The 14114-nt window shown below is 50.9% G+C and carries 14 protein-coding genes and 2 pseudogenes; 4 read left to right on the top strand and 12 right to left on the bottom strand.

The window, feature by feature from the left end; genetic code table 11:
- Window positions 1-86: 86 nt before the first annotated feature.
- From ACJHX4_RS13340 to ACJHX4_RS13310, 7 genes and pseudogenes are all read right to left on the bottom strand, one after another.
- Window positions 87-1482, bottom strand: a pseudogene (locus ACJHX4_RS13340) (DUF3999 domain-containing protein).
- A complete protein-coding gene (locus ACJHX4_RS13335) occupies window positions 1479-4136 on the bottom strand; it encodes a DUF2339 domain-containing protein (RefSeq protein WP_000343920.1) in 2658 nt (885 codons plus the stop codon). The pseudogene ACJHX4_RS13340 and the gene ACJHX4_RS13335 overlap by 4 nt, the downstream one beginning before the upstream one ends.
- Before the next feature lie 194 nt (window positions 4137-4330).
- Window positions 4331-4955: pseudogene (locus tag ACJHX4_RS13330) on the bottom strand (transposase); the annotation flags it as partial.
- Window positions 4956-5132: 177 nt separating this feature from the next.
- On the bottom strand, window positions 5133-6278 hold the full coding sequence (locus ACJHX4_RS13325) for a hypothetical protein (RefSeq protein WP_033555205.1): 1146 nt from the start codon (window positions 6276-6278) through the stop codon (window positions 5133-5135).
- 828 nt (window positions 6279-7106) lie between these two features.
- The gene (locus ACJHX4_RS13320; protein ID WP_001000136.1) at window positions 7107-7961 is read right to left on the bottom strand and encodes a hypothetical protein; all 855 of its coding nucleotides are present in this window, start codon (window positions 7959-7961) and stop codon (window positions 7107-7109) included.
- Window positions 7962-8048: 87 nt separating this feature from the next.
- Window positions 8049-8516, bottom strand: a complete 468-nt coding sequence (locus ACJHX4_RS13315) for a hypothetical protein (protein ID WP_000658784.1) — start codon at window positions 8514-8516, stop codon at window positions 8049-8051.
- Window position 8517: 1 nt separating this feature from the next.
- Window positions 8518-8715, bottom strand: coding sequence for a helix-turn-helix transcriptional regulator (locus ACJHX4_RS13310; protein WP_001095671.1), 198 nt, complete (start codon window positions 8713-8715; stop codon window positions 8518-8520).
- 222 nt (window positions 8716-8937) lie between these two features.
- Between ACJHX4_RS13310 and ACJHX4_RS13305 the strand changes: the two genes are divergently transcribed.
- A complete protein-coding gene (locus tag ACJHX4_RS13305) occupies window positions 8938-9552 on the top strand; it encodes a hypothetical protein (protein WP_000580009.1) in 615 nt (204 codons plus the stop codon).
- On the opposite strand, the gene ACJHX4_RS13300 is transcribed toward ACJHX4_RS13305, so the two are convergent.
- From ACJHX4_RS13300 to ACJHX4_RS13280, 5 genes are all read right to left on the bottom strand, one after another.
- Window positions 9539-10468 carry a tyrosine-type recombinase/integrase gene (locus ACJHX4_RS13300; RefSeq protein WP_023141324.1) on the bottom strand — a complete coding sequence of 310 codons (930 nt, stop codon included), beginning with the start codon at window positions 10466-10468 and terminating at the stop codon, window positions 9539-9541. The genes ACJHX4_RS13305 and ACJHX4_RS13300 overlap by 14 nt on opposite strands.
- A gap of 46 nt (window positions 10469-10514) precedes the next feature.
- On the bottom strand, window positions 10515-10967 hold the full coding sequence (gene radC / locus ACJHX4_RS13295; protein ID WP_000177770.1) for a RadC family protein: 453 nt from the start codon (window positions 10965-10967) through the stop codon (window positions 10515-10517).
- Window position 10968: 1 nt separating this feature from the next.
- Entirely contained in the window at window positions 10969-11430 is a 462-nt protein-coding gene (locus ACJHX4_RS13290) for a hypothetical protein (protein WP_032143830.1), read from the bottom strand.
- A gap of 119 nt (window positions 11431-11549) precedes the next feature.
- Window positions 11550-11942, bottom strand: a complete 393-nt coding sequence (locus ACJHX4_RS13285) for a DUF2787 family protein (RefSeq protein ID WP_063270541.1) — start codon at window positions 11940-11942, stop codon at window positions 11550-11552.
- 354 nt (window positions 11943-12296) lie between these two features.
- The gene (locus ACJHX4_RS13280; protein ID WP_000095786.1) at window positions 12297-12785 is read right to left on the bottom strand and encodes a hypothetical protein; all 489 of its coding nucleotides are present in this window, start codon (window positions 12783-12785) and stop codon (window positions 12297-12299) included.
- A 121-nt stretch (window positions 12786-12906) separates the two neighbouring features.
- On the opposite strand from ACJHX4_RS13280, the gene ACJHX4_RS13275 reads away from it, so the two are divergent.
- Genes ACJHX4_RS13275 through ACJHX4_RS13265 form a run of 3 tightly spaced genes read left to right on the top strand, consistent with a single transcriptional unit; the run spans window position 12907 to window position 14089 of the window.
- Window positions 12907-13176, top strand: coding sequence for a transcriptional regulator (locus ACJHX4_RS13275; RefSeq protein ID WP_001531625.1), 270 nt, complete (start codon window positions 12907-12909; stop codon window positions 13174-13176).
- Window positions 13177-13187: 11 nt separating this feature from the next.
- Window positions 13188-13715, top strand: coding sequence for a hypothetical protein (locus ACJHX4_RS13270; protein WP_000246193.1), 528 nt, complete (start codon window positions 13188-13190; stop codon window positions 13713-13715).
- 14 nt (window positions 13716-13729) lie between these two features.
- Complete coding sequence (locus ACJHX4_RS13265) at window positions 13730-14089, top strand: hypothetical protein (protein WP_001080418.1); 360 nt, start codon at window positions 13730-13732, stop codon at window positions 14087-14089.
- Window positions 14090-14114 lie beyond the last annotated feature (25 nt).

Genomic DNA, 14114 nt, shown 5'->3' with positions numbered 1-14114 from the left:
TAGATTATTTCCCCGCCTCAGCTTAAACGCCTCTGTTGTAACAGTTTATCAACACCGTGAACTATGCAACTGTGCTTTTTTATGGCTTACGCCGCACCGTCCTTTTTAACTTCTCGCCAGATTCGCCATGCCATAAACGCCAGAACGGCAACGCCAAGTATTAACGCCCCCCACACCAGCAGCGTTTTCCACTGACTTTGTTGTTCGGCTGCCGACGTCGCCGTTAGTCGCAATTCACCGCCGAGAGTTACGCTCTCCTGCGGTATAGCCCACGGCAGATTATCTATCTCCTGCGTTTTACGCAGCGACGCAGGGATCAACATATCGAGTCCAACATCGGCCTTTTTCGCCGCCCGGTTTCCCCACGCCAGCATGTAAGGACCTTTGCCTTGCGTGTTAAAAACCAGTTGATAACTGTCGCGCGCACCGCTCAATGCTGGCAATGCCTCCGGCAATCGCGCATTAATTGTACGTATTCGAACAGCCTCAACTAACTGGCCAGGAAGACGAATATCTTCTGAACGCTTCCCGTCCAGGCGATACAACACCGTTTTTGTCAGTGACTGCCAGGGTTCTTTTTCGCCGCTGCGCCAGACCAGTTCCACCGGTAAAACGCCTTCATTTTCCAGATCGATCCGCAACGATGTCAGGGGCTGCGGCTGTGTCCATCGCCAGACGGCTTCATCATCCGACACCTTATCCGCCCGAGCGCCAATCACAATACGTTCGGACTCCGGCTCATTACTGTCAGCAATAGCGCTCACGCTGTTTAACGTCAGTGCCGGGCTTTGCGAGTTGAGGATCACCAGCAGGTAGCGATTTCCTTCAAGTGACAATGTCAGGTTGGTGCTGATGGCGTCCATTTTCAGACGATCGCTATCCCGCGTCAGATCCATTAACGGCGCATCTTCCTGCACGGGTCGCCAGTAGCGTAAATCACGGCTGACATAAACCGAGGCTTTCCCCTGCCAGTTGCCCGTCGGCGTCCCCCAGTTCAGACGCAATTGCGTCAGTGAAAGAGAGTCTTTCCTCTCTTCCGGCAACGTCAGTAAATAGCTCTGCCCGAGCGCAGTGACATCATCGCTTTGCAAATGAATTTCAATACCGTTTTTTGAACGTAAAACAACAGCATCCCCACTACGTTGACCCTCATCACGCGGCGGAACCGGCGACATATCAAGCGGGAAAAGACGCAGAGCCACTGTCTCTGGCGTAACGGTCTGGGTTTTCTGCGCCACCAGCGCAAACGGCACCATATCCCCCAGATGGTTAAAAACCCGCACATCGCGCAAATCCGGCCATGCAGTGCTCTGATACACCACCTGCGGCAGCGAAATGCGATACCAGGGCGAATGCCCCCGTGGTTTCCAGCGCGACGCCTGTTGCGTAGTCCGTTGGCGCTTCCTTCACTTCATCGCTGCTGACCGCCGCGCCCGCAGTACTCAGTAGCACGCTGCATAACACCGCTTTCATCCATTTCATTTTTCTTCTCCCGCTTTGGGCGGTAACGGTGAAAAATACCCGACGATTAGCACCAGAATTGCCACGCCGATAAACGTGACCGCGCGTGCCAGGCCGCCGCCACGCGCACTGTCTACCAACATCAGTTTCACAATAACAATCCCTAACAATACGGATCCACAAAGCCATTCGCGACGTGAGCAACGCCGGGTCGCACGTAGCATCACCACTAATGCCGCCAGCATCCAGAACAGGGCAAAACAGGTCTGAATCAGCCGCGAATGCCACAGTGTTTCCGCGCTCCAGGGCACTTCGCCGTACCAGGCCAATGCGCGCAGCAGGATGCCATTCAGCCACCAGAAGCTAAGCGCCAGCAGTGCAATGAGCGGCCAGGGACGGCATACCGAAATCTGCACCGGGAAAAAGCGCTGCGAAACGCGATAAAATACAATGAGTCCCAGTAGCGCAAAAGCGGCCCCCTCCTCCAGTGGATTCACCAGCGGCAGCCAGGTCTGGCGATAAACTACGCCATCCTGCAAATTCGTCAGTACTAGCAGAACAACCAATACCGCAGCTACCGGTATCATCGCCTGAGAAGCGTAGAGTGCGGGCCAGCTTCGGAATGGCCATAGCTGACGATGAACCGCCTCATGAACGAGAAAGATGAGCAGGCCCCCCGCGGCCATCATCAGGCCGGAGCCCCACGCCGCCATGCCCCATGGCAGATCTTGCGCAAACCAGAATAGCTCCGCCGCCAGCGCGAGCAGAATCATCCAGAAGAGTGAAAGGTGCGCCAGTCTGGAGAGGCGCGGCGGCAACGTCTCAGCATCACGCCAGAGCAATGCCCCCGCAGCGGGTAACGCCAGACACCAGGCCAGATTCTGCCAGCCCGCAGCAAAAATCTCATGTTGTGAAATTTGAGACAGCAGCATCACCAGCATCGTCGGCCACAGCAACCATTTGCTGACATCCAGCTCCCACCAGGCCAGACGACCAGAGACAATCCGCCAGCCCCAGACCGATATCGCCATTAACGCCAGCACGCCAGACAGCACCAGCGAGTCCTTTTTCAGCACCAGTTGCGATGCCCCAATGAGCGCGATTATCCAGAAGATCAAACCGCCAGCCAACAGAACCCAACTACCCTGCAACTGAATATTGCGCCACAGCCAGGCGGCAGCCAGCCAGCTGAGGCTGAGTACGGCAAAGATTAGCACCAGAGAAAGCGCGCTCATCCCGTTCATCTGCGCCCACAGCGCGCTGCACACTGCCAGCACCAGCAGCGCAGTGCCGCTATAGCTCATACGCCGCTGCTGCTGTTGCACGCCCAGCCAGAGGATGCCGAGACCTTCCAGCGCCCAGGCCATCGCCGTCCAGCGGGCCGAAAGCGCCAGTGGGATAGCGAGCGTGGTAAATGCCCCACCCAGCGCCAGCGCCGCCAGCACCAGCGGCCTCCCCAAAGAGGGATAGCGACGCAATGCAAGCCATGCTAACGCCAGATAGAAACCGCCGTAACCCAGCGCGCTAAGCGCCGGACCATATTCCATATGCCGGGTTATGGCGTACTGCATGCCAAAACCGACCAGCGGCGATGCAAACAACAGCACGCCATCAATAATCTGCTTACCTTTCTCCTGTGCTCGTAGCGATAGCGCCACGCTCAGCACACCAAAAATGATCGTATTGGCTATCAGGAAAAGCTGACTGCTCAGGTAATACTCTGATCGATAGCCGTCGAGTCCCCAAAGACCGCCGATACCAAAGGTAAATAACAGGCCAAGCAGATTAAGCTCGCGCCAGTGTTGCCAGATGCTGATGGCGAGAATACCGACGGAAAGCAGAAGGTAGAAAGAGAAGAGCGCCACATGACTACCGCCGCCGGTGGAAAGCAACAGCGGTGCCAGATAGCCACCGATACTTGCCAGCATCGCGAGGCTGAGCGCTTTTTGCATAATCGCCAGTCCCACGCTCGCCGCGCAAATCGCCACCAGTAATGCAAACGCCAGCGTCATCGGCAGCATCTGCCAGAGCCAGAATGCGCCAAAAACGGTGAGATAGAGCGTCCCCGTAGCTCCACCCTGTATGATCAGCGCATAAACCAGCTGTTTATGCCGCAATCGCCAGCCCACTACCAGCAGGGCAATCGCAAACAGCGAAGTCGCCACCAGACGTAGCTCAAGCGGGAACAGGGAGTGTTCAACCGTATAACGCAGCAGGAAGGAGAAGCCAAGGAAGAGAAGCAGAATACCCAGCTTTGCCAGCGGGTTGCCCTGCATAAACCAGCGCACCAGGGACGACATCACCCCACCAAAAGCGGAAGATTGTTCGACCGCTGGTGTGGGTAGCGCCTCGTTTTGCGGCTTCGGTTGTGGACGCCAGGGGTCAACGGACTCAGGCGTGACATCAGCCACAGGCTCCGACAGCACGATGTTAACCGCAGGCGAAGACGTTTCAACAGGCACAACCATCTGCGAAACACTCTGCGGCACAGTTGTTACCACTGTGGCGGGTGCTTCAGTCACACCGCGCTGCTCAAGCACCTCCACCCGGCGACGCAGGGTCGCCAGCTCAGAACGAACAGCCGTGCTGCGGCTGAGCGCGATAATCGCGAGGATGGGAACCACCACCAGTGCGAAGAATAAAGCAATGCAGCCAAGGGTTAGCAGCTCATCCATGTTTCCACCGTCGCGGTATAAAGATGGGTCAGAATGACACAAACTGTTGTATTTGTGCCATATGCATTAGCAAAGCGAGCCGCTTTTTCAGAAAATACCATCAACCTCTGCACGCAGGCAGAAACTGTAAAATGCGATTAAAACGCAAAGCACGAACAACCGGGCATTCGTGACCAGAATGTATCTCTGTTTACTTTAAGTGATGAGGTTTTGGATCTACGCACTACTCTTCCGCTTCTGAGGCATTGCTGCAGCTCTTTTTTTAAAGCTCCCCGGGTTGGTATAAAAAGCGTTTTATAAATCATTTCATGTGACACATGCATTTCCTGATTATCGGGATAACAGCGTTTTAGCCAACCGCCAATTTGTTCCGGCGACCAGTCCTGATGCATCTTCTCTGCAATGATTTTACACAATGTGGGGCTTTCAATTAGCTTGCAAGGTTTTGGTCTCAGAGCATTTTCCCACGCAGCAGGATCGGCTTTTGCTGCACGGTATTGTTTTGCACCGCCGTGCCTCCTGATCTCGCGGCTAATCGTTGAGGGAGCTATTGATAATTTAGCAGCGATGTCCCTGATGATGCGTTTTGCTACCAGTCCTCTGGATATCTCCTCTTTTTCATCAAGCGAAAACGCTAACCGGTGCCGCTTTCGCACGGGAGGACGGTAGCCACCGGCCTGGTGGATTGTAGGCATGATAGTAGAGTGAAATCTGTCGAACATTCTGGGGGATATCATGCAGGGAATCACCTTGCTTATATCTGTCCCAAATAATCACCTTTTGCTCTGGCGTGTAGTTAATACGAGTTCTTCGTTTCATGGCAACGTCCCCCTTGATTAGGGACAGCGTTGCATCGACCCGTTGAACTCACAGCTCAAAGCGGACATGGATCACTTACTGGATATGCACATCGTTCCAATGCGCATATCCCATTATGATTGACAACGTAATACGCCCTTATCAGAGATCGCAGATAGTTAAATTCAAGAAAGTAAGCTAGTCCTTCACTTTCATCGTGAAACCACGCCAGTCCGGTAGTGAAAGCGCGCCCGTTGCCACTACCCCATCATGATCCAGCATGCAGACACGACCAGGGTTCATACTGACAACCTCACGGATATACGCCTGCTCCACACCACAGATCATAAACGCCAACAGTGCCTTATTCCGCGCATATTGATGATGGTGAGTCTTTTCACGCTGATACACCTCACTATTAAGATCCAGTATTAATCCGACTTCATTAGCGTACCTGTGATAGTTACGCGGTGATGAACAACTCTTGCGGTGTGCGCCATGCACACGTTCCAGCAATGACTCAAGCGCAGATTTCAATGGACTGATATAACGGTTCCACCAACGCAAAATCTTTAGCGCCTTTTTTTTGCTGTTACCGCACCATCCATACACTTTTGCCCCAAGGCCATCATTAACACCAATAGTCACACGCCCAATTCTGTAGGTGGTGGTATGGACCATCTGTTTGCACTGTTTACGGGTCAGCCCGGTATGTTCCATCATGGTTTTATATATCGATGACTTCACACGATAATCGACGTCATACTGTCTGAACAGATGGTTCAGACAGGCCAGATTGCACGCTTCGATGTCATAGTTGAGTAACCCGGTCCGAAATTTAGCTTTGAACTCATTGGGCAGATTCTGGAAAGCTTGATCATAATACCGCCCTCCAAACGTCAGACGATAATGATGGTCGTAAGTGACATATTGTCCCTCAATCCTGCCATTGTAGAGATGGTTAAGGCTGCGTATTCCTGCGCGGTAATAGTGATCCGGCTCACGGCTACGCAATTCCTTCACAAACTGTATACTCATGCGCCCCCGCCCAACTTTGGCCAAGAAGTCCTTTTCCGTTTGTTTTAGGGCCGTCTGGCGTTTCTCTACATCTATCGCATGCCCAGGAGCTTTCCCGTTCCCCTGAAGCAGAGCTCTAAAACTAACAGACTCACCAGTATCCAAGTCAACCAGATTTAACTTACCCCTGGCAGACTCATCACACACAGGCAGCAGGGGGTTGAACCGCCATGCACTGGCTCTACGCTTTTCCGGGTCTTTGCTCGCTTTTCCTGCACGAAATTCAATATCCGAAAGTGTCGGCAGGAAATCAGTTAGCGTGGACATAAAGCACTCCCCCTGGTAACTAATTTCACACTGTCCCAGGAGACTGGCATAGCTGCTACGGATATCCCGGACAGTGCATATAGTCCAGCCATCATCGTCTGTTTCCAGCCATATGTGAGCCAGGAACCACCGTACTGTCTGCCGCCGGGTAACAGCCCATTGCGTATCCCCCACGACATAATCCGTTATTTCAGTAATACGGTCATAAACCCACTTAGGGATCTTCACTGGATAATCCTTTTCAGTACTCACGGTCCCCTCTCAGCATCCTCGTCTCACTACATTAACCAAACTCAACGCTGGGCAATTCGAAAGTCAAAACCCCAGTCGCGAGGATGGGCTCCGCCCATGATTTGCTCCACTCCGGTCGCAAATCTTTCCCCCTGTTCAGGCTGACGCCTTCCCTCACTCGCTGCGCTCGTTCGCCGTATCGTTTAATGACATGAGAAGGAGATGAAGCCTCCGTAGTGCTGCATGTCCCCAAGCTCTCCGTTGCGCTCAATGGCAATGGTGCTCGCTGACCGCTCCCCCCATTGTGTGTAGAATATTCACTGACAGAAACACAGAAAGCCCTCACAGATGCGCTAACTCGTCAGTTGATGGTAAGGATCGGGTGTGCAGAGGCATCCGTGAGCCCCTGCAGAAAACAGACGGTTGCGTTAAAATCGAGACAGTTGGAATGTTAAAGTGCATCAGCGCCATCAAAATCACTGGCAAGCTTTGCAGTTTTACAACAACGAAAATGCAGTGGTTGCCGCTGTTATTCGTCGTTCCACTGCAATTTAATCAACAGCAAAAGTGCATTGCAGTTGCTGCATTACCGGTAAATCAGTGCACTTTCCCTGGGGGTTGCCCAAACGAAAAAGAAACGACACCTGTTCCGAGTGAGTCCAGGGTAAGCAGACTTTTTAACAGTGTCCGGCCTTTCAGTAGCTCCATTCTTGACTTAACAAGAGCGTCTTTATCAGTCAGTGTGTAATCTGCTGTGTGCCAGACTGGATTCAGGGCGCATGAAATCAGTCTCGCGGGATCTTTATACCTGAGCACGATCACTGGTGTGTTAAGCGTCGATGCATCAATGAATGCCCCACCACTTCGCGACATATGCGCTTTTAGCCCCTTAATCAACGTACTGTCATTGGGCAGGAACAAACACAACTGTGGAACCCAGAAAATACGCTCTTCTGGGCCATCAGGCATATGTCGCATCATACTGAAGGTGCCTGTGGCCGGACCGGCGTACCCCAGGCGGTTAAGTACCCGGCTTATCCTCTGCTTATAACGACCGATTTGCGCCCTGAGCGCCCCAATGTTCTTCCATGGCGGCGGAGTTTGCGTATCCTTGTTGAAAAACAGGACCACTCCCACGTATTCTGCTGAATTCCCCGGCAAGACATGCAACATAGCCAGTTGCGCCAGAATGCGTTCCCGCTGGCAATGCGGGCATATAAGACTGTTGCATGGAGATCCGTTTCTGCACTGCCTTAGTTTTTGAGCAATGATGTTGTAGCAGCGATTGCTGCCTTTCAGTTTATTTAGTAAATGGTTAAGACGCTGCAGTTCATACTCACTTTCCTGCTGGGTAATAATAGTGGGGAATGCTTTACTTAAAATCTCAAGCATTGACGGTGCGTGACGAATGTAATCCGGGTCAGATGTTCTGAAGTAATAAGAATCGTTCATTTAATATTCCTAGCTGTATTGATTACCCTGCCACCAAAATGCAGTGGCAGGGTAATATGTCAGTTTTTCACCATACAGAAATGGCTATTACCCGAATGACCTCGCCTGAGCATCTTCATGCCGCTCAACTAACTTATTGTAATCCCAATGATAAGAGGAATTTTTGTCGTTTGTTTCTAAAAAATCTAAAAATAACTCAGGCAACTGATATAAAGCGTATTCCCCGGTTACATCCACCCCCTGATAATGTAATTGCTGAGCGGTAGAACAATATGCACAGGCCCTGCTCCCGCAGGGAATGTATTTACAACGCTCAAGGATAAGCGCCAGTTTAGCGTAGTTGCTCCACATGTCATCGGCCCCGCCGCAATCCTGTATGAGAATATTGGACACTGTATATGCAGATGCGTAGTTAAGCTTACGTATCCGTAAACGCTGCTCCTTTAACACTGCTGATATCGTTTCTTGTGATAAACCAACCTGTTTCCCCATAGTTTCGAACCAAGGAACCAGCGTTTTTTTCGCAGAACTGGTTTTCGATTTTATCTCTTTCATTTCATTCTCCCGCCTGCATACGGCTGTTAACCCAGTTATTGATATCACTCTCCAGCCAGCCTACCGCCCGGCCATTGTCGCCCGTTAGCCTCTTTGACAAAGGAAAGAATCCTTTCGAGATGAGTCGGTACAACGTCGCTGACGAGTTCCCCGTCAGATGAAGTACCTCTTTTTTACGCAAAATACGGTTGGTGTTCATGCTTGTGCTCCTTTGAGCTGTTTCAGGAGCGGGTTATTTACAACCACCAAAAAACGCAAGGATTCACTCAACGATGCCTTCGTTGAGCACGTTAAGGGCATCTTTAATGTGGATGTCATTCGAGATCATCTATTTCTGTCTCCAGAACGGTCATATAAAGAAGCAATTTTCACTGAGGCTCAATGGTGATATTTTGTACAAAACACTGTCATGGAGGTGACTATGATTGGTAACCAAAGCAACAAGGCTGACGCCAGATGCCACCGGGAACGGAAAAGCAGTAACGAGGTCTTTGAATTTCTGGAGAAGAAGCTTTATCTGGGACGGGATACCCGGCAAAAACTGGCACTGATTGCCCGGAAACTGACGGGAGCGGGTTTTAGCCCGGATAAATTCGCTGCGGAGAAAGCGGCAGATGTGCTGAGTGCCTGCGTGAACCACATGTTTAATGACCTGCTCAATGAGGGAGAGCCAAACGGGATTTATAGGCCGGAGGAACACCCCATGATAGTCCCGGCCAGGTCCCCTAAGGCACTGGAAATCTATACTGTTTACCAGCTTGTAAAAGGTCGTTTTGACAAGCTTCATACGGGGGAGTCAGATCGTGAGAAATATGCTTCGGTAGCAGAAAAACTTAATGAGTATGGAATATGGAAACCCCGGTTAAAACGACTCTCTGACGGTAAAGAATGGGCGCGTGAGGATGTTGCGTGGATGCTTCAGCCTGAAAATATCAATGCACAAATTAACATCCAGAATCAAAAGTACGCGCGGTTGAGTGCTGAAGATGAAACTGAAACCGAGTCTGGCAACGCCTCAACTGCTAAAAACATCTGATGCGCTTGCTGGCACTGATCTTCATAGTATCACCACGACAGTCATAGCGCGTCGTCGTGGATATGTCGCTGTGGCCTGCCAACTGGCGGACGGTATTGATATCCACGCCCTGCTCCAGCAAACGGGTGATGAAGGTGCGCCGCATATCATGCGGGGTAAAACGTGCTATACCTGCCGTTTGCTGTAACTCAGCCAGGATACCCGTTAACCCGGTCGTAGTCAGCGGTTGGCTTGCGACCTTACCACTGCGCTGAATTCGCCTAAACAACGCACTGTCAGCCTCGTCTGCGCCAACTTTCAGCCACGCACGAATAGCCTTGTCCACCGCATCCGCCACGTGAATTTCACGGTATTTACGCCCCTTCCCTTGCCTCACCGTCAGGATGCCGTTGTCATAGTCCCGGCGCTCAAGTTTAACCAGTTCCCCGGCCCGCAGGCCCGTTCCGCAAAGCATCAGCACAATGGCGACATCGCGACAGCGCCGTACAGATTGCGGATGCTGTTTTGCAGCCTGAATCAGTACCCGGATTTCCTGCCTGCCCAGCGCCCTTCCCTTGCGCTGGACATCGCCGCTCACGCGCTTAACTGACCGGATACGTGCCAGCGTTTCGGCATCCATGTAATTGAGGTTAAAGGCCGTCTGCGCTACGCCCCGGAGTGCTGACAGCGCCATGTTGACCGATGACACGGCGTAACCGTCATCCAGCAGTGCCGCGCGCACTTTGGCAACGGCGGCGTAGTTAAGTTGTTCCCACGGATAGTCTGCTGCATCCGCACCGTGTTTAAGTATGCTGGCGCTGCGGTTTAACAGGCTGGTGATACCTCGCCGTCCCGAGGGGGCCAGACCGACAATATACGCATCGAACACGGTGGTTTGCACCACCGGCACGACCTGACGCAACGCTGTCCTGCTCATGCGCGTAACCCGCAATAACGTACATTAAACCAAGTAACTTTCAGCATCACACCAGTCCTCGCTCAGCCATCGACACCGTTTCAGTTCCTGCCACGATAAAGTGATCAAGTAACCGCACATCCAGTATTTCCAGCAGCTCCTGAAGCTTTTTGGTCAACTGGATGTCACACCGGCTGGGTTCAGGCTCGCCGCTGGGGTGATTATGGACAAGGATGACGGCGGCGGCGTTATGTTTCAGCACACGCTTAATAACTTCACGGGGGTGAACGCTGACCGAGTTTAGCGTACCCCTGAACAGGATTTCGCGGTGCAGCAGCTGATTATGATTATCGAGTAGGATGATGCCAAACTCTTCATGTTCAAGCGGTGCCAGCTCAACCATCACGCACCGTCGAACATCATCAGGGGAACAGAGTTGAACCCCACGCTGGTAGTACCGGCTAATAATGTCACGCGCCTGGTCAAGGATACGGGTTTCACGCTGGGTAAACATGGTCATGTCAGAACTCCCGTTCAATGAAGTAAATGGCGTCTGGAAACAGCTGGCGGCGGGTTACGCCAGTACGCAGGGAGAAAGCTTTACGGGGCATGGTGGTTCGCCCGTTGCTGTCGAAGAAGCAGAGCATTTCTTCGTCCATTTTGACCAGAAGGGACCAGTGAAACTGGTCGCTGAGCATAATCAGGCGAGAGTGGTCAGTGACGTCAAGAAACCGCTGCATTTCCCTGAACAGCCGCCCGTCTGTTAACCCCCGCTTCCCTGCAAAGGGTCTGGTGATTTCAACCGGGAACTGGCGGCGGTAATGCCCTTTCTGCAACACCTGAGCTATTAACCAGTCTAAGTGGTCTTCTTCAATTCCTTCAGTCAGCCATTCATGCAAAGGCCAGCGCTGCTGATAAGTCTGAATAAGCCAGTTCATTAACGGGCGTCGTTTCACCCTGCCGTCATACAGCCAGCTCAGCATGTTAACCACGCAATAAGCACCGCAAAGACAGTCCAGTTCGCCCTGTTGAGACGCACGTATCCCTCTGTCAGTCGTCACAGATAATTCCCCATAAATTAGTGATGGTTAGTACAGGGGGATTAGCTTTCCCAGAGAACGGTAATGGTGTAGATGTTCATGCCGTGATACTGAATAAAGTTGGATTGCCAGAGTTCAAACAGCTCCCTTCCGGCGTTAACAGGCAGGTCACCAACATAAGCAAGAAAGACATATTGCTGACTCCAGCTGATATCAATTTCCTTTTCAAGTTCGGGGTATACCGTCCCCATATAACTGAAGTCGGTAATGTAATCAAAATACCATTCATCATTGCGTGAAATAATCCGTATTTCGACAGGATGGTAACCACCCTTTTCAGCGCTGTAACTCAGGTCTTTAAATAACAGACTGACGGCTGTAATTTTGGCTTTATGCGGCGGTGGATTTCCCGCTTCATTTAATATGATATTTATTAATTCCTGATCGACGGGCATAGCTAGCCCTTCCTGATGGACAATATTCATCAGTGATTTTCCTGTTCAATATATTCTGATAAGACGTTATGTCTGCACCAGCACAGGTGGGGTTTAATCACCTAATAAATGGTAAGTGCATGACAACGTACTGACTGGGTAAAATATAGTTCACCAGCAATATTATTATATCAAAAATATACTTTTTATGCAAATAGTAACAAAGAGAAACTAATATGTGGTTCAGCAATGAAATAACTGGCAATAGGTTTTTATTCATTATTAAGTGATGGCATACTTTCCATTCTGCCATGTCAGACAGGTCAGGATTCCGGGGTGGTTCCTTCTGTCTGGCATGGCGGAAAACTGACGCTATCACACCTTCCCGTTCAGCTTTTCAAAGAGGCGCTTACGCTCATCTTCGGGCAGCTTCATGATTTGTACCGCCAGTTCAGAAACATTGGGCCCCTGAGACATCAGATCGTCCTTTACCAGCCTGAGGGCCTGCTCCATCAGTTGCGCCCGCGAAGCTGGCGACATATTGCGATACAGCTGCACCCAGAGGCTTAGCTGGCGATCACTGTCGTTGAGAGTAAACGCTTCGCCCTTAGCCCTGTTTCTCTCATCATCAAGCGACATTGTGGCTGCGCTAATATGGTAAACCACACCTTTCCCGGCAGTCCTTTTACGACGTATTTCCGGGTGCAGGGATGCCAGCTTTTCCAAGCGCATCCTGGCGCCACGCGCAGTGCCCGGCATCCCCTCAATATGAGTGAATTCCTCTGCTGTCAGCCAGTCTTTAGCCTCTTCAACAGAAGCTTCAGGATGAGTAGGTATAGCCGAAACTGTTCTCTTACTGCTCATATAAATTTCACCAGATATCAATGCGTTAATATGAAAACCAATAAATAGATACCAAAAGAACTTGAAAGGTATCTTTTATTCGCATTTAATATCCATGTACTGATTCCATGGAGTTAATACTGTGCGTAACTCAACAGCATCGCAGAAAAAGCAAATCAAAGGAAGTTCAGGGAACTGGCATCGTGCCGATATTGTGGCAGCACTTCACAAGCGAGGGTTAACGCTGGCGTTACTGTCACGCAGTCACGGCCTTGCGCCACGGACATTAAATAACGCCTTAGAGCGTCATTATCCCAGAGCTGAGCGCATTATTGCCGGGGCTCTGGATACGACACCGGAAACATTATGGCCGGAAAGGTATGCCCTTAAAAATGGACCTAATAGCAGGTAAAGGATGCAACCATGGCAACCACCATCACTGAAATAACGGAATGCTTTGAGTATTTTTTCAGTTCTCTTTATCGCAGGGAGTTCGTCAAAACCCTGCGTCTGAACGAATGTAGCGAGCGGGAATTACTGCCTCTGGTACGTTGCTATTTGCTGGGTTGGTTTGCAGATAACGTCTCACCGGAAGTAAAAAGCAAACTGCCAGGAACTGTATCCGGGCACGGTTACATTGATTTTGTCATTGACGATGTGGCCGTTGAGTTTGCAGTACGTAAACCAACTGCGGCACGTTCCAATGTCTCTGCGACCGTCAACAGTACAGAAGTAAAGAAATTGATGAAACATGACGGCAAAGCCTTGCTTGTGCTGTTTGATTTCTCTGACACACCCTATTCAGAAGAACAGATTGAATCCTTCCGCAACTGGCCCTCTCTTGGTCGAGGGAATCATCGCAAGTCTGCATTCAACGTCGTTTATTTCTTTGTGGAAAAACGCAGACCGCTGGCACTGGGGAAAATCACCAAAAACATCCGTATCACTTAACAGGGAATTAATTAATGAACAGAAAACTGTTGGCCTTATTCATGGCAGCCATAACGCTACCAGTCGCAGCAGCGCAGTACGTAAAACCCGGAGCGGTTCTAACCCTGCATCCGGGACAGAATAACGCTGAATTCAACATTAATGCCTCAACGGGGGATGGTTCGGGCGTATGCAATATGGAGGGGACAGCACAGCAAATAGCTGCCGGAGAAAGTCAGAAGCGTCGCTGGGTCTGGAATGACAATGCCAGCGAGTGTGTTGCAGTAATTAGTGAACTGACAAACGGTAAGGCCAGCATTATGACACGTGGTTGCGAGGGATACTGCGGGGCTTCTGCGGCAGGCGCAATGGATGGTCTATTTAATAAGAAATAAAAGTATCATTAATTTACGAAGGAAC

This window comes from Escherichia sp. WS2035, from assembly GCF_046487065.1.
Classification (GTDB): Bacteria; Pseudomonadota; Gammaproteobacteria; order Enterobacterales; family Enterobacteriaceae; genus Escherichia; species Escherichia coli.
Note: the sequence above shows the minus strand (reverse complement) of the source record. Positions and strands in the feature narration are given on the sequence as shown.

Bases quoted from the DNA above. Each gene is read 5' to 3' on its own strand.
- ACJHX4_RS13335 (WP_000343920.1), bottom strand. From the start codon at position 4,136: ATGGATGAGCTGCTAACCCTTGGCTGCATTGCTTTATTCTTCGCACTG.
- ACJHX4_RS13325 (WP_033555205.1), bottom strand. From the start codon at position 6,278: ATGTCCACGCTAACTGATTTCCTGCCGACACTTTCGGATATTGAATTT.
- ACJHX4_RS13320 (WP_001000136.1), bottom strand. From the start codon at position 7,961: ATGAACGATTCTTATTACTTCAGAACATCTGACCCGGATTACATTCGT.
- ACJHX4_RS13315 (WP_000658784.1), bottom strand. From the start codon at position 8,516: ATGAAAGAGATAAAATCGAAAACCAGTTCTGCGAAAAAAACGCTGGTT.
- ACJHX4_RS13310 (WP_001095671.1), bottom strand. From the start codon at position 8,715: ATGAACACCAACCGTATTTTGCGTAAAAAAGAGGTACTTCATCTGACG.
- ACJHX4_RS13305 (WP_000580009.1), top strand. From the start codon at position 8,938: ATGATTGGTAACCAAAGCAACAAGGCTGACGCCAGATGCCACCGGGAA.
- ACJHX4_RS13300 (WP_023141324.1), bottom strand. From the start codon at position 10,468: ATGAGCAGGACAGCGTTGCGTCAGGTCGTGCCGGTGGTGCAAACCACC.
- radC (WP_000177770.1), bottom strand. From the start codon at position 10,967: ATGACCATGTTTACCCAGCGTGAAACCCGTATCCTTGACCAGGCGCGT.
- ACJHX4_RS13290 (WP_032143830.1), bottom strand. From the start codon at position 11,430: ATGCTGAGCTGGCTGTATGACGGCAGGGTGAAACGACGCCCGTTAATG.
- ACJHX4_RS13285 (WP_063270541.1), bottom strand. From the start codon at position 11,942: ATGCCCGTCGATCAGGAATTAATAAATATCATATTAAATGAAGCGGGA.
- ACJHX4_RS13280 (WP_000095786.1), bottom strand. From the start codon at position 12,785: ATGAGCAGTAAGAGAACAGTTTCGGCTATACCTACTCATCCTGAAGCT.
- ACJHX4_RS13270 (WP_000246193.1), top strand. From the start codon at position 13,188: ATGGCAACCACCATCACTGAAATAACGGAATGCTTTGAGTATTTTTTC.
- ACJHX4_RS13265 (WP_001080418.1), top strand. From the start codon at position 13,730: ATGAACAGAAAACTGTTGGCCTTATTCATGGCAGCCATAACGCTACCA.